The sequence below is a fragment of the Desulfovibrio sp. X2 genome, from assembly GCF_000422205.1.
In the GTDB taxonomy this organism is placed as follows: Bacteria; Desulfobacterota; Desulfovibrionia; order Desulfovibrionales; family Desulfovibrionaceae; genus Alkalidesulfovibrio.
This window is the reverse complement of record NZ_ATHV01000002.1, coordinates 1-14,231: the sequence shown is the minus strand read 5'-3', so window position 1 is coordinate 14,231 and position 14,231 is coordinate 1. Positions and strand designations below refer to the sequence as shown.

General features: G+C 63.8%; 11 protein-coding genes. 4 read left to right on the top strand and 7 right to left on the bottom strand.

Annotation, left to right across the window (positions count from 1 at the left end; genetic code table 11):
* Window positions 1-44: 44 nt before the first annotated feature.
* A complete protein-coding gene (locus DSX2_RS00815; protein WP_020879122.1) occupies window positions 45-659 on the top strand; it encodes a flavodoxin family protein in 615 nt (204 codons plus the stop codon).
* A 67-nt stretch (window positions 660-726) separates the two neighbouring features.
* Here DSX2_RS00815 and DSX2_RS18155 read toward each other — a convergent pair whose 3' ends face one another.
* From DSX2_RS18155 to groES, 5 genes are all read right to left on the bottom strand, one after another.
* On the bottom strand, window positions 727-1,329 hold the full coding sequence (locus tag DSX2_RS18155; protein WP_152512793.1) for a hypothetical protein: 603 nt from the start codon (window positions 1,327-1,329) through the stop codon (window positions 727-729).
* Window positions 1,330-1,378: 49 nt separating this feature from the next.
* Window positions 1,379-1,951 carry a TetR/AcrR family transcriptional regulator gene (locus tag DSX2_RS00810; RefSeq protein WP_020879121.1) on the bottom strand — a complete coding sequence of 191 codons (573 nt, stop codon included), beginning with the start codon at window positions 1,949-1,951 and terminating at the stop codon, window positions 1,379-1,381.
* A 951-nt stretch (window positions 1,952-2,902) separates the two neighbouring features.
* Window positions 2,903-5,236 carry a nitric-oxide reductase large subunit gene (locus DSX2_RS00805; RefSeq protein ID WP_020879120.1) on the bottom strand — a complete coding sequence of 778 codons (2,334 nt, stop codon included), beginning with the start codon at window positions 5,234-5,236 and terminating at the stop codon, window positions 2,903-2,905.
* A gap of 247 nt (window positions 5,237-5,483) precedes the next feature.
* Entirely contained in the window at window positions 5,484-7,124 is a 1,641-nt protein-coding gene (gene groL, locus DSX2_RS00800) for a chaperonin GroEL (RefSeq protein ID WP_020879119.1), read from the bottom strand.
* 45 nt (window positions 7,125-7,169) lie between these two features.
* Window positions 7,170-7,457 carry a co-chaperone GroES gene (groES, locus tag DSX2_RS00795; RefSeq protein ID WP_020879118.1) on the bottom strand — a complete coding sequence of 96 codons (288 nt, stop codon included), beginning with the start codon at window positions 7,455-7,457 and terminating at the stop codon, window positions 7,170-7,172.
* 296 nt (window positions 7,458-7,753) lie between these two features.
* On the opposite strand from groES, the gene DSX2_RS00790 reads away from it, so the two are divergent.
* The 3 genes from DSX2_RS00790 (at window position 7,754) to DSX2_RS17885 (ending at window position 12,097) form a co-directional block, all read left to right on the top strand.
* Entirely contained in the window at window positions 7,754-8,767 is a 1,014-nt protein-coding gene (locus DSX2_RS00790; protein WP_020879117.1) for a phosphate/phosphite/phosphonate ABC transporter substrate-binding protein, read from the top strand.
* Complete coding sequence (locus DSX2_RS00785) at window positions 8,764-10,878, top strand: ATP-binding protein (protein WP_020879116.1); 2,115 nt, start codon at window positions 8,764-8,766, stop codon at window positions 10,876-10,878. The genes DSX2_RS00790 and DSX2_RS00785 overlap by 4 nt, the downstream gene beginning before the upstream one ends.
* 472 nt (window positions 10,879-11,350) lie before the next feature.
* Window positions 11,351-12,097, top strand: a complete 747-nt coding sequence (locus tag DSX2_RS17885; RefSeq protein ID WP_020879115.1) for a type II toxin-antitoxin system death-on-curing family toxin — start codon at window positions 11,351-11,353, stop codon at window positions 12,095-12,097.
* A gap of 159 nt (window positions 12,098-12,256) precedes the next feature.
* Here DSX2_RS17885 and DSX2_RS00780 read toward each other — a convergent pair whose 3' ends face one another.
* Both DSX2_RS00780 and DSX2_RS00775 read right to left on the bottom strand, forming a co-directional pair.
* Complete coding sequence (locus DSX2_RS00780; RefSeq protein ID WP_020879114.1) at window positions 12,257-13,441, bottom strand: FAD-binding domain; 1,185 nt, start codon at window positions 13,439-13,441, stop codon at window positions 12,257-12,259.
* 79 nt (window positions 13,442-13,520) lie between these two features.
* Window positions 13,521-14,057 (bottom strand): DUF3795 domain-containing protein, encoded by a 537-nt coding sequence (locus DSX2_RS00775; RefSeq protein ID WP_020879113.1) that lies wholly within the window; start codon window positions 14,055-14,057, stop codon window positions 13,521-13,523.
* Between the last annotated feature and the right edge of the window lie 174 nt (window positions 14,058-14,231).

Sequence of the window (14,231 nt, the reverse complement as noted above, 5' to 3'; positions counted from 1 at the left end):
ATGAAAAGGATCGCACACACGATTCGTTCCGACAAGGAGAAACCATGTACGCTTTGGCAATCAACGGCAGCCCGCGCAAGGGCGGCAACACGGAGACGCTCCTGCGCGCGGCCCTGGCCCCGCTCGAGAAGGGCGGCTGGGAGACGGAGTTCTATCAGCTGGGCGGCAGGCAGGTCAGGGGCTGCATCGCCTGCTACAAGTGCTTCGAGCGCAAGAACCGGCAGTGCGCCGTGGCGAACGACTGCTTCAACGAGGTCATGGAGAAGATCATCCGCGCGGACGCCATCCTGCTCGGCTCGCCCACCTACTTCAGCGACGTGACCGCGGAGATGAAGGCGCTGCTCGACCGCACGGGCCTCGTGTCCATCGCCAACGGCAGGCTGCTGCGCGGCAAGATCGGCGCCGCGGTCATCGCCGTCAGGCGCGGCGGCGGCATCCACGCCTTCGACTCCATCAACCACATGTTCCTCATGTCCCAGGTCATCGTGCCGGGCTCGCTCTACTGGAACCTCGGCTTCGGCCTGGACAAGGGCGAGGTGGAGAGCGACGCCGAGGGGCTGAACAACATGAAGAACCTGGGCGAGACCGTGGACTGGCTCGGCAAGGCCATGGCCCCGCACAAGGACTCCTACCCCACGGACGACTCGAACTACGGCTAGGCGGCCTGCGGCCCTCGGCCGCGGCGCACGCAAAGGAAAAGGGCAGCCTGGAGGCTGCCTTTTTCTTTCAGTCGCAATGGCATGGTAAGCCCAATTTTTGCGTGTGCGCGGTCAATCCATTTTGAAGGATCGCAACTTGTCTTCCAATTTCAATAGATAGTTTTACTACTTCATTAGAATAATGCTTTTTTGATGCTTCATTATTTTGATTTTCAGAAATCATGTACTGCCGCTGAGCCATCCAGAAACAGTTTGCTTTGCCAATCAGAGCGTTGCAGATTTCATCCAAATTGTTAAAATACAGTCCTATAATCATGCGCAAGTCATTATATTTATTTAATTCATTTAGCCATTTCTTATCCCAATCAGAGGAGTCTAATTTGGATTCAGAATGGATATACCAACTTGTTTGTGAATGAAAAGAAGACAGTGATGAAAGGATTATATGTGCTTTTTCTATTTTTTTAGCAATGAAAAATCTATCTAGTCGATCGTCTTCAGCGAAGGCACTTTCTCTATCTAATTCTACGCGCTGTCCGGAAATGCGCTCTTGTGATTCAATCTGCTTTTCCGTTATCCTCAGCATTAAACGAGAATTAAGATAGCTGACGATAAATGCTGCTACCACAGCAGCAATAACTGATGCAGAAAATGTGCTGAGAAAATTCATCAATATTTCTCATTTCCACAAGAGTATTTTTCGACCGGCACTCCGGGCGCTAGCAGCCCTTGAGCGAGGCCTCGATGCGCTTCATGACCTCGTCGTAGAGGCCGGGGGTGGCGTAGGGGGTGAGGCACTTGGTGCGCACGGCGCCGACCAGGACGCAGCTCAGGAACTGCGCGGCCAGGTGCGGGTCGTTGGCGGCGATGGTGCCGTCCTCCAGGCCCCGTCCCGTGCACTCGCGCAGCAGGATGTGCACCTCGGTGAACTTGGTGATCATGATCTCGCGGTCTTCGCGCGTCTTCATGTCCGAGTAGGGCGAGCAGCGGATGAGGACCAGGAAGTTCGCCCCGGGCTCGCGCGAGAATTCGAGATAGCAGCGGCAGAAGCGCAGTACGGCCTCGAGCCCGGTGGGCGCGCCTGCAACGCTGGCGCGCAAGGCGGTCAGCAGATTCTCGAGCACGTCCATGCCCGCGGCCAGGAAGAGTTTTTCCTTGTTGCCGTAGTGGTGGGCAAGCAGCCCCATGGCGACCTGGGCTCGTTGCGAAATCATGGCAAAGGTCGTCTCGGCGTAGCCGTACTCGCCGAAAAGTTCCTTGGCCGCCTGAAGAAGTGCTTCCTTCTTGGTCATCCTGGTCCGGCCCCCTGCGCTCTGCGCGCGATATGGTGAATGGCAAGTGGATACGGAGTGCTCGGCCGCCTGTCAATCCACTGAACGATCAGACAGGCTTGCGCACCGTCCTGCCCGGCGAAGGGCGAGGTGAAGCGCCGGGCGGTTGGACCCGGCGCTTCGTGGGGCGAGATGGTGCGGAAGAAAGGCTTGAAAAGAGGCGGGGCCCCGTCGGACTGGGGCCCCAACAAAGGCGGAGGTGTTGTGTGGAGCCAATGCATGGTATGTCAACCGTCTTGCCGCGGGACTCTATGCGTCGTCGGCCGAAGCACGGACCCCGGTAGAGGGGCAAGCGGGGAACATCACGATCATCCCGGTTCGGGCCGGCCGCCTGTGGCGCCGGGCGGAAGTTGGTGCGCGCGTGAACAGCGTGGCGGGCTTGCGCGCCTTCCGCCCGGCAACCAGGCGTCGTTTTCCAACCCTCACCATGGCAGGATCGGGGGCGCCGTCCTGCCAACCTGTGATTGATTACTCAATCAGCAGGCAAGTCCCTTCTAGCTATCTGGGCCGGATGGGTCAAGCAAAAAAATGCGTTCAGCGAAATTTTTTCCACTCCTTTTTGGGCTGAATCTCAATATACCGAAAAGACAGTTTTTATTTGTTGAGGAAGAGTTGCCGAAATATGGCCCGAGGGCCTCCTCCCGACACGGGTGCGTTTACTTGTTTCAGCTCCCGACCCCGAGAGCCGATGGACCGGCCTCTTCGGCACCGTCTTGCGGGCAGACCGGTGGTCCAATCACCGGACCACTTGCGGGCCGCAAATGGACCAATCCGGTGCAGCGGACAGCGGCGCGCGCCATGGCGTGCATCGTGCCCGCGCCGCTGGCGGCACCCCCGACGGAGGCCGGGCGCTTCCCTTTCTCTTTCGCCGCCCGTCCGCTCCTCTCCCGGCGCCGGGCCTCCCCCCGCCGCTCAGACCTCCTTCACCGCGCTCGGGGCCGGGCCCCGGCGCATGCGCGCGTAGGTCATGCACGCGGCCACGACCATGGGCAGGGCGCCCAGGAAGATGAAGACCAGGTCGCCCGGCAGCCGCGCCCATTCCAGGGCCCGGGCCATGCCCCCGCCGGTGTAGGCCAGGCTGCGCGCGTGCCAGTAGCCGTTCTGCAGCACGTCCAGGAACTGCAGCACGCCGCCCGGGAACAGGCTGCCCAGGAGCATCAGCGCCAGCCCGGCGTTCAGCCCCCAGAACGAGACCCGCACCCACTTCACCGGCCCGGCCCACTGCTCGTCGGAAAGCACCTGGCGGAAGGCCAGGACCATGAGGGCCATGGCCTCCATGCCGAAGACGCCCATGAGCGCGCCGTGGCCGTGGTTGGGGGTGAGCAGGGTTCCGACCTCGAAGTAGCTGACGATGGGCAGGTTGATGAGGAAGCCGAAGATGCCCGCGCCCACGAAGTTCCAGAAGCCCACGGCCATGAGGAAGTAGAAGGTCCACTTGTGCGGGATGTCCACCCGCTCGCCGCAGACGTCGCAGCGCGAGCGCGTGAGGCTCACGAAGTCCCAGGCGTCCAGGGTGAGCAGCGTGAGCGGCACCACCTCCATGGCCGAGAAGAGCGCGGACAGGGCCATGTTCAGGTTGGTCTGGCCGGTCCAGTACCAGTGGTGGCCAGTGCCCACGATGCCGCTGCCCAGGAAGAGGATGGCGTCCAGGTAGATGACGCGCGCCGCGGTCTGCCGCGTGACCAGCCCCAGGCGGTGGAAGGTCACGGCGACCATTACGGTCACGAAGAGCTCGAAGAAGCCCTCCACCCAGAGGTGGATGATCCAGAAGCGCCAGTTGTCCACGATGGTGAAGTTGGTGGTGCTGCCGAAGAAGAAGGCGGGCAGGTAGAACAGGGGGATGGCCACGGCCGCCAGCAGGTAGAGCGAGGTCAGCTCGCGGCGTTCCGGGTCGCCCAGCGCGGGCTTCACCGCGCGCAGCAGCATGACCACCCAGCCCACGAGGCCCACGGCCAGCAGTATCTGCCAGAAGCGGCCGAGGTCCAGGTACTCCCAGCCCTGGTCCCCGAACCAGGACCAGAGGTTGCCGAAGACCTGGTGGATGCCCAGGAGCTCGCCCAGGAGGCTGCCCGCGATGACCACCACTAGGGCCCAGAACAGGGCGTGTACGCCCGCCACCTGTCCCTTGGGCTCGGTCTGTCCGCCCAGGGCGCTGCCCAGCACCAGCCCGCCCGCCACGAAGGCCGAGGCGATCCAGAAGATGGCCGACTGCAGGTGCCAGGTGCGCAGGATGTTGCTGGGGAACACGGCCGAGAGGTCCAGGCCGTAGAAGCTGCCCGGGTCGGCCCGGAAGTGGGCCGTGGCCCCGCCCATGAGCGTCTGGGCCAAAAAGAGCAGCGAGACGGCCACGAAGAACTTGATGGTGGCGCGCTGCGTGGGGCCGCCGCCGCCCGGCAGCATGTGCGGGTGCACGTGCTCGCCCGTGCCCTTCCAGCCCAGGTAGCTGAAGCGGCCGAAGGAGAAGAGCACCAGCGCCGTGGCCGCGAGCAGGGTGATGAGGCTCAGCGCGCTCCAGAGCACGGCGCTGTCCGTGGGCCGGTTGCCGAGCATGGGTTCGTAGGGGAAGTTGTTGGTGTAGGAGAAGGTCTCGCCCGGCCTGTCCGCGATGGAGGCCCAGGCCGTCCAAGCGAAGAAGGCCGTGAGGTCCTTCAGGTCCACCGGGTTGTCGATGAACTTGCGGCTGAGGCCCCCGTTGTCCGTGGGCGCGGCGAAGTAGGCGGTCCAGCGCGCGATCTCGCGCTTGAAGGCCGCGGTCTCCTCGTCCGTGAAGTGCAGTATCCCGTCCGCCGGGTCGTAGCGGTTCTCGCGCAGGAGGGCCGATGCCCGTGCCTGGACGATCTCGCGCTCGTTGTCCGGCAGCGTGGCGTAGCCCGCGCCGTAGCTTTGCTGCGCCAGGTCGTTCGCCGCGTCCATCCCCAGGTCGTGCAGATAGGCGGCGGAGAAGTCCGGCCCCAGGTAGGCGCCGTGGCCCCAGATGGAGCCGTTCTCCATGAGCCCGTAGCGCAAAAAGACCTCCTGCCCGGCGCGCACGTCGTCGCCGGTGAAGACCGTGGCTCCGGCGGAGTCCACCACGCGCTCCGGAATGGGCGGCGCGCCCTGGTAGCTCTTGGCAGCGATCCAGATCTGCAGGCTGAAGCCGATGATCAGCGTCAGGATGACGCCCTGCCGCCACCAGGGCGACAGGCCGCCGGATGCCTGCGGGGCAGGGCCTTGCGGTTTTTTTGGGGGCTGCTGGGCGGACTGCATGGCGGATCCTCCGGTTGCGGGTCGAGACGATTCCGGCGCGGGCCGAGGCTTTTTCGGATGATACGGGCCTAGCCCCCTGGCGAGGAGACGTCAACCGCCGGGGGGACGATCAAAGGATTTGCAGTAGGGGATTTGTGGAGGGGATTTGCGGCTGGAGCGGCGGGCGCGGCGGGCGAAAAAAAGGCCCGCCCCCTTTCGGGGACGGGCCTTTCGTGCGTGCTTGCGTAAGGCTTCGGAGCCTGGGGGCCTAGTACATGCCGCCCATGCCGCCCATGCCGCCGCCCGGCATGGCCGGAACGTCCTTCTTGGCCTCGGGCTTCTCGGCGATGCCGCACTCGGTGGTCAGCAGCAGGCCGGCCACGGAGGAGGCGTTCTGCAGGGCGATGCGGGTGACCTTCTTCGGGTCGATGACGCCCGCCTTGATCAGGTCCTCGTACTCGCCGGTGGCAGCGTTGTAGCCCATCGCTTCCTTGGCGTCCTTGACCTTCTCGACCACGATGGAGCCTTCCTCGCCCGCGTTGTTGGCGATCTGGCGGAGCGGCTCGGTGATGGCGCGGCGGACCAGCTCGATGCCGGCGCTCTCGTCGTCGTCGGCGCCCTTCAGCTTGTCCAGGGACTTGGCGCAGCGCACCAGGGCGACGCCGCCGCCGGGGACGATGCCCTCTTCCACGGCCGCGCGGGTGGCGTTCAGGGCGTCCTCGACGCGGGCCTTCTTCTCCTTCATCTCGGTCTCGGTGGCTGCGCCGACGTTGATCACGGCAACGCCGCCCACGAGCTTGGCCAGGCGCTCCTGGAGCTTCTCGCGGTCGTAGTCGGAGGAGGTGTCCTCGATCTCGCGGCGGATCTGGGCCACGCGGCCCTTGATGTCGTCACCCTTGCCCGCGCCGTCGACGATGGTGGTGTTCTCCTTGTCGATGGTCACGCGCTTGGCCTTGCCGAGCGTGGTCAGGTTGACGTTCTCGAGCTTCACGCCGATGTCCTCGGAGACCACCTGGCCGCCGGTCAGGATGGCGATGTCGGCCAGCATGGCCTTGCGGCGCTCGCCGAAGCCCGGGGCCTTCACGGCCACGGCCTGCAGGGTGCCGCGCAGCTTGTTGACCACCAGGGTGGCCAGGGCCTCGCCCTCCACGTCCTCGGCGATGATCACCAGCGGACGGCCCAGCTTGGCGACCTGCTCGAGCACGGGCAGGAGGTCCTTCATGGAGGAGATCTTCTTCTCGTTGATGAGGATCAGCGGCTCCTCCATCTCGCAGACCATCTTCTCGGGATCGGTCACGAAGTAGGGGGAGAGGTAGCCGCGGTCGAACTGCATGCCCTCGACCACGTCCAGGGTGGTCTCGAGGCCCTTGGCCTCCTCGACCGTGATGACGCCTTCCTTGCCCACCTTGGCCATGGCGTCGGCGATGATGTTGCCGATGGTGGCGTCGTTGTTGGCGGAGATGGTGCCGACCTGGGCGATCTCCTTCTGGTCGCGGGTGGGCTTGGCCAGCTTGCCGAGCTCCTCGACGACCTTCTCCACGGCCTTGTCGATGCCGCGCTTGATGGCCATGGGGTTGCGGCCGGCGGCCACGAGCTTCACGCCGTCGTTGAACACGGCCTGGGCCAGGATGGTGGCGGTGGTGGTTCCGTCGCCGGCGATGTCGGAGGTCTTGGAAGCGACTTCCTTGACCATCTGGGCGCCCATGTTCTCGAACTTGTCCTCGAGCTCCACTTCCTTGGCCACGGTCACGCCGTCCTTGGTGATCGTGGGCGAGCCGAAGCTCTTCTCGATGACCACGTTGCGGCCCTTGGGTCCGAGGGTCACCTTCACGGCGTTGGCAAGCTTGTCGACGCCGCGCTTCAGCTTTTCACGGGCCTTGGTATCAAAAAGAATTTCCTTCGCGGGCATGTTCCATCCTCCTTATGCGGATACTGCGGATCGGTGTCGGGAAAATTAGTCGATGATGGCCAGGATATCGTCCTCGCGCATGACGAGGAACTCGTCGCCGTCGACCTTCACTTCGGTGCCGGCGTACTTGTTGAACAGGACCTTGTCGCCCTTCTTCACGGACATCTCGACCTTCTTGCCGTCGGTGCCGCACTTGCCGGGACCGGCAGCCACGACCTCACCCTTGATGGGCTTTTCCTTGGCGGAATCGGGGATGATGATGCCGCCGGCGGTCTTTTCCTCTTCCTCGAGGCGCTTGACCAGAACACGGTCGTGCAGGGGTTTCAGCTTCATGAATGAACCTCCTAATGGTGTTGTTCTCTTGTCTGCGTGACGTTGGCACTCCACTCGGGCGAGTGCTAACAAGACGACGCATCGTCGTATAAGAATCGGCCCCCTCTTTGTCAACCGGAGCTCCGCAAAATTGTCCGCGTCTTTTTGGTGACGCCCGCGATTCTTCGCCCGCCCCCGCATCGATCCGTCCGGCAGGCCGCCCGGCAGGCCGCGCCACGGGCCGTTCGTGAAGCCGGGCGCAAGCGTCCCCCCGCGCTTCCTCCCGTCCGCGGCCTCGTGTATGCTCGGCCCCAACCATGACCGCCCAGAAGCCCAAACGTTCCCCGAGCGGCGGGGAGATAGCCCGCCTGGCGCTGCTCCTCGCGCCCATCCTGGCCGCCTTCGCCGCCCTGGCCCTGGCCATCCTCGTGGGCAACCTGAGCGACTCGGACAAGCCCGTTCCCGTGGACCTCGACCGCCGCGCCGACGTCACCGTGACCGAGCCGGGCGGGGGCCTCACCTACGCCTACCTGCCCCAGTACTCCCACTCCGTCTCCTACGAGCGCCACCACCTGCTCGTCGAATACCTGCGCAAGGCCACCGGCCTGCCCCTGCGCCAGGTCTACCCGGACACCTTCCAGGACAACATCAACCTCATGGCCCAGGGCGCGCTGGACGTCTCCTTCGTCAACCCCTTCGTCTTCGTGAAGCTGGCCGACCGCTACGGCGCCCGCGCCTTCGCCCGCATCCTGGGCGACGAGGAGGGCGACGGCTTCCGCGGCGAGATCATCGTGCGCGCCGACAACAAGGCCATCCAGACCCTGGCCGACTGCAAGGGCAAGCGCTGGATCGCCGTGGACCCCTCGTCCGCGGGCGGCTACCTCTTCCCCCTCGGCCTCTTCCTCAAGCACGGCATCCGCAAGGAGGACTTCTCCGAGCTGGCCTTCGCCCCCGGGCCCGGCGGCAAGCAGGAGAAGGTCGTCCTGGCCGTCTACTCCGGAAAATACGACATCGGCACCGTGCGCGACGGCACCCGCGCGCTCCTCGCCGACCGCATCGACCTCTCGCAGATCCGCGTCCTGGCCCGCACGCCCGAATACCCCAACTGGGTCTTCTGCGCGCGCAAGGGACTCTCGCCCGAGATCGTCGCCCGCATCCAGAAGGCCCTGCTGGCGCTCTCCCGCGACACGCCCGAGGGCCGCGCCGTGCTCGACGCCGCCCACATCAAGGCCATCGTCCCGGCCCACAACGCCGACTTCGACCCCGTGCGCGAGCTCATCGACCGGCTCGACGCCAACGGCGACCTGCCCAGGGGGGACGTGGCGCAATGACCCGCTGGCTGCGCTCCACCTACGGCCTGCTCGAACGGCTCTCCTTCCCGGCCAAGATCTACGCCGGAATCGGCGTGCTGCTCTTCGCCGCGGGCATCGCCTCCATCATCCTGGCCTCCACCATCGCGGGCAACGCCCTGACCCACGAGGCCAAGCGCCGCGGCGCCTCCCTGGCCCAGAGCCTGGCCGCCCGCTGCGTGGACCCCATGCTCGCCGTGGACTTCCTGCGCCTGAAGAACATGGTGGACGAGACCGCGGACACCAGCTCGGACATCATCTACGCCTTCATCCAGGACTCCCAGGGCCAGGTCCTGGCCCACTCGTTCCAGGGCGGCTTCCCCATCGACCTGCTCGGCGTCAACTCCGCCCCCGGAGGCCACGACATCTCCGTGCGCCTCCTCAAGAGCAGGAACGAGCTCATCTACGACTTCGCCGCGCCCATTGCGCTCGGCGGCAACAGGCTCGGGCAGGTGCGCGTCGGCCTCTCCCAGACCTCCATCCAGGAGGCCCGGCGAGAGCTGGCCATGGCCATCGTCGTGGCCATCGGCCTCGTGGCCGTGCTCGCCGTGGGCGTGGGCTCGGTCTTCGCCCGCACCATCACCCGCCGCATCGAGGTCCTGCGCACCTCGGCCGAGGAGATCATCCGCGGCAACCTCGACGTCGTGGTCGGCCCGGACGTCTCCCACGAATGCTGGGAAATGCTCTCCTGCGACAAGAAGGAATGCCCGGCCTGGGGGGACCGCTCCAGACGCTGCTGGCACCTCGCGGGCACGCTCTGCGACGCCTGCTCGCCCGACATCTTCCCGGCCAAGCTCGAGACCTGCCGCTCCTGCCCGGTCTACCTGGAAAGCCGCGGCGACGAGATCCAGGACCTCGCCGAGGCCTTCGACGTCATGGCCGTCTCCCTCAAGGACCACATCGAGCGGCTGGAGGCCACGCGCAAGAACCTCGCCCACCAGCAGCAGCTCCTGCACACCATCTTCGACGTCACCCCGGACCTCGTCAGCCTGCAGGACGCCGACGGCCGCTACCGCGCCATCAACAAGGCGTTCCGCCGCTACTTCAACCTGCGCGAGGAGGACGTGGTAGGCGCCTCGGACCCCACCCTCTTCGCCATCCAGGACCGCGCCACCAACGCCGCCGAGGAGCGCGAGGTGCTGGACTACGGCCGCACCGTGTCCAAGGAGATCATGGTCGCCCACGACACGGCCAAGCGCTGGTTCCACGTGGTCAAGGTCCCGGTGCACGACGCCGAGGGCCGCATCATCGGCCTGCTCATGACCGCGCGCGACATCTCGGCGCTGAAAAACTACCAGGAACAGCTCATCCAGTCCCAGAAGATGGAAGACCTCGGCCGCCTCGCGGGCGGCGTGGCCCACGAGATCAACACGCCGCTGGGCATCATCCTCGGCTACGCCCAGATGCTCCTCGAGGACCTGCCCAAGGAGTCCCAGCCCCACCAGGACATCGAGATCATCGAGCGCCAGACCAAGGTCTGCAAGAAGATCGTCGCCGACCTCCTCGGCTTCTCCCGCCAGTCCGCCAACATCATGCGCGAGATGGACCTGAACGAATCCCTCGACGAGGTCGTCTCCCTCGTGCGCTCCATCTTCCGCCAGGAACGCGTGGAGGTCGAAACCGACCTCGACCCCACCATCCCCCCCATCTGGGGCGACAAGGAAAAGCTCAAGTCCGTCTGGCTGAACCTCGTCAACAACGCCTTCGACTCCATCGGCAGCGACGGCACCATCTTCATCCGCTCCAAGCTCTGCAAGCACCGTCGCCGCGTCGTCCTCTTCTTCGCGGACACCGGCTCCGGCATCAGCCAGGACAACCTGAAAAAGGTCTTCGACCCCTTCTTCACCACCAAGCAGGTCGGCAAGGGCACCGGCCTCGGCCTGTCCATCTCCTTCGGCATCATCAAGGACCACAAGGGCCGCATCTCCGCCGTCTCCCCCACGCCCGTCGAATACCTCGGACACGGCGACACGGACGGCAAGCAGCCCGGACCCGGCACCGTCTTCATCATCGAACTCCCCCTCACCCGAGACGGCCTCCCCGAAGACGAATGCGAGGAAACCGCCTCCATGCGCGGCAGCGTCAGCGCGTAGGCTGACGCCGGGATGCCGGAGGGAAGAATGCCTCCGGCGGGCAGGGAGGGCTCTGCCCTCCCTGCACCCTCCCGCCAGGAAGGGGCTGCGCGCCCCCTCCCTGGACCCTCCCTGCGCGAGGCTCAGCCTCGACTTTCTTCGCAAGCGGCACTGTGGCTGGCCCGATCGAGGTGACCTGGGCGTGGGGGACTGGTTTCGCGACCGGTGTCGTGCAGGTTTCGTGTCCTGGCCTGCCCGCGCCTGCCCCGCGCCTACCACACCTTATTTGTCCGCGCGAAAGCATTAGAGCGCTAGCGAGAGGTGTAGGGTAAAGGGAGATGGCTCAGGGCTCAGTCAAAAATTATTATAAAAATATGTTGTCATTCCGCTGAGCAAGAGGTGGCGCTTGGAGGTAGGGATATGCATATTGACTATGTATTAAAAAATAAATACTATTATTTATATTTAAAATACGAGTACGGAGCATTGGCATATGAGTAAAGTGACACGGCTGACTGAAGAAGAAGTAGTGGCAATACGGAAAAGGATGGCAGAAACAGAAATCGCCCAAAAGGATGCTTTTGGCCCAGTAGAGCCGTGGAACAAAGATCGTCTCGCATCTGCTGTTTTTCGACAATATACGGGTGTCGGGGAAAAATATAAATATAATACAGTTCCTGAAGTTGCTGCAACATTATTCTATGGAATAGCAATGTCTCATGCATTTGAAAATGGGAACAAACGTACTGCGACAGTATCGATGCTTATTATGCTCGATAAAAATAGGCATATGATTGTAGATACAACAGAAAAAGATTTGTACGATCTTGCAAAATCACTTGTAACACATTCATTGTTGGATGAAAATACAGATGTTACGCCAGATAATGAAGTAGATTATATAGCTGGATGGATTCGTGAGAGATCAAGGGAGAGAGTCCTTGGAGAGCAAATTATCTCTTTCCCACAATTGCGGGCAATTCTTGAGGATATGGGTTGCACATTTGATGCACCATATAAAAATTTCATCAAAATAAAGAAAGGAGGTTTGTCGGTAAAAACAGGGTACCCTAGGCCAAATTTTGAACTTTCTATTTCTGAAATTAAACGTATTCGGCGAGGATTACATTTAGATGAGCTTCATGGAACTGACACTTCGGGTTTTTACAATCTTGGTGGTCAGGTTGATATCTTCATAAATAAATATAGAAACTTGATGAAATGGCTCGCTGATCTGTAGCCCTATGTCTGTGGCTAAGGGTCGTTATGTATTACGTTTTATCATGAATCAACAGCGATCTTAATCTGAATCGTTTCCAAATTTTATAGGTGCCTGAGTCCGCTATGCGGAATCGATTGAGGGGCAGGTGGTTATCCTTCGCCCCTCCCCCCGCGCCTGCTAGAGGCCGTAGTCGGGCAGTTCGATGTCGTCGCTCAGGGAGCGGCCGAGGAGGAGGTTTGCGAGGAGGGGGATTTTGAGCAGGCGGGAGACCTGGTTGCGGAAGGTGATGCCCAGGGCGGTTTTGGGGGCGAAGGAGGAGGCGAAGCGGACCGCGGCGGCCTGCTTGCTTTTGAGGAAGGGCTTCAGGCGCTGCTCGTAGCGGGCGAAGGCCTGGGCGTGGTCGCCTGGGCTGCGGTGCAGCTCTCCGGCGAGCACATAGGCCTCGGCCATGGCCAGCCCGGTGCCTTCTCCGGCGAGCAGGGAGACGCAGGCCGCGGCGTCGCCGAGGAGCGCCGTGCGCCCACGGGTCCAGTGCTCCATGCGGATCTGGCTCACGCGGTCGAAATAGAAGTCCTGGGCGGAGTGCATGGCCGCGAGGATCTCCGGGCTTTCCCATTCGGCGCCCGCGAAGGCGTCGCTCAGGGCGGCCTTCTGCTCCTGCTCGCCGGGCAGGGGCCGGGCGGGCAGGTATTCGTCGCGCAGGACCAGGAGGAAGAGCGTCGTGTCCTCGCCCAGGGAGAGCCGGGTGATCTGGCGTCCCGGGATCGAGCGGTTGACGGCCACGAGGTCGTCGCGCGGCCGGTAGCCCGCGGCCTCGAAGGCGGCGACGTGGTAGCCGAGCCGGACCTCGAAGTCCTGTTCGGGCCCGAACGCCAGCTCGCGCACGCGCGAGTGCAGGCCGTCCGCGCCCACGACCAGGTCGGCCTCGCGCGGCGCGGCGCGGGCGAACTCGACCAGCACGCTGCCGCCCTGGTCCCTGATCGCGGTCACGGAGTCGTTGAAGATGGTCTCGACCTCGCCTTCGAGCGCGCCGTAGAGCGCGGCCGCGAGGTCCGAGCGCCTGAGCTGGGCGTAGCGGCCCTTCATCAGGCGTTTGAGGCTGTCCACCGGAAAGCCGCCCAGCGTGTGGCCGTCGCGGCCCACGAAGCGCACCTCCTGCATCTGGTAGCCAAGCTCCCTGATCCGGGCGGTGAGGCCCATCTTCTCGGCCACGTCGTAGCCCACGCCCCAGAAGTCGATGGCGTAGCCGCCGCTGCGCAGCCCGGGCGCCTTCTCCACGAGCAGCGGCTCGTGGCCCGACCTGCGCAGCCAGTAGGCGAGCGTCGGCCCGGCCACCCCGATACCGTTGATGACGATCCGCATCTCCGCCTCCCACGCCCGCTGAGCGGCGGGCTGCCACCCTTGTACACTGCCCGCCGTCTGCCCGCGAGGGCGGAGACGTTCAGCCGTTCATCTTCCTCTGCCAGGCATAATACCTGTCCCCATAGGGCTTCAGCGCATCCGCCCCGTTCTCCCGCAGCACCTTGAAAGTGTTTTCTATGCTCTCGCCGTACGATTTCCGCACGAAGAGAAGCTTCGCGCAGCCGCTGGAATCGGCGCATTCCCAGCAGCCCTCGTACCCTTTGGCGGCGACGCATTGCACGGCCTCGCATTGGTGGGTCGTTCCGCCCATGGAGCAGCCGCCCGATTCCCGGCAGGTGGCGGTACACTGCAGTTTGATCAGGGCGTCGAGCATGTCCATGAATCCCGGAAGGTTCCTGAACGGCGCGAAGTGCCTGCCGAACTCGGCCTCGTTCGCGCCCAGGTGGGCGGCGATGGCCTTCCAGGCGTCGCTTCCCGCGATCATGCTCAGGAAGACGTCCAGCTGGGAGTTCCTTATTTCGTCCCTCAGCCTTCTCGCCGTCTCGTAGATCTCCGGCTTGCGGAAGAGGCAGTCGCTGCAGACGAGCCCGCAGGGGCAGACGTATTTCTTGTCCAAGGCGCTCTCCTCTCGGATGCAATGGCGACTTCAAGGCTTCCGCCCTTTCCCGTCGGGCTTCGCGCCCACAGCCTTCTCCTCGGCCGCCGGGCGTTTTCCCGCCCTCGTCCGCCCCGCGCGGCAAAAGGTTTCGGGGGGAGGAGGAGAGGGGGTGCGGGGGAGGGGCGGAGGGGG

Coding starts and splice junctions, on each gene's coding strand:
- DSX2_RS00815 (WP_020879122.1), top strand. CDS start 45: ATGTACGCTTTGGCAATCAACGGCAGCCCGCGCAAGGGCGGCAACACG.
- DSX2_RS18155 (WP_152512793.1), bottom strand. CDS start 1,329: ATGAATTTTCTCAGCACATTTTCTGCATCAGTTATTGCTGCTGTGGTA.
- DSX2_RS00810 (WP_020879121.1), bottom strand. CDS start 1,951: ATGACCAAGAAGGAAGCACTTCTTCAGGCGGCCAAGGAACTTTTCGGC.
- DSX2_RS00805 (WP_020879120.1), bottom strand. CDS start 5,236: ATGCAGTCCGCCCAGCAGCCCCCAAAAAAACCGCAAGGCCCTGCCCCG.
- groL (WP_020879119.1), bottom strand. CDS start 7,124: ATGCCCGCGAAGGAAATTCTTTTTGATACCAAGGCCCGTGAAAAGCTG.
- groES (WP_020879118.1), bottom strand. CDS start 7,457: ATGAAGCTGAAACCCCTGCACGACCGTGTTCTGGTCAAGCGCCTCGAG.
- DSX2_RS00790 (WP_020879117.1), top strand. CDS start 7,754: ATGACCGCCCAGAAGCCCAAACGTTCCCCGAGCGGCGGGGAGATAGCC.
- DSX2_RS00785 (WP_020879116.1), top strand. CDS start 8,764: ATGACCCGCTGGCTGCGCTCCACCTACGGCCTGCTCGAACGGCTCTCC.
- DSX2_RS17885 (WP_020879115.1), top strand. CDS start 11,351: ATGAGTAAAGTGACACGGCTGACTGAAGAAGAAGTAGTGGCAATACGG.
- DSX2_RS00780 (WP_020879114.1), bottom strand. CDS start 13,441: ATGCGGATCGTCATCAACGGTATCGGGGTGGCCGGGCCGACGCTCGCC.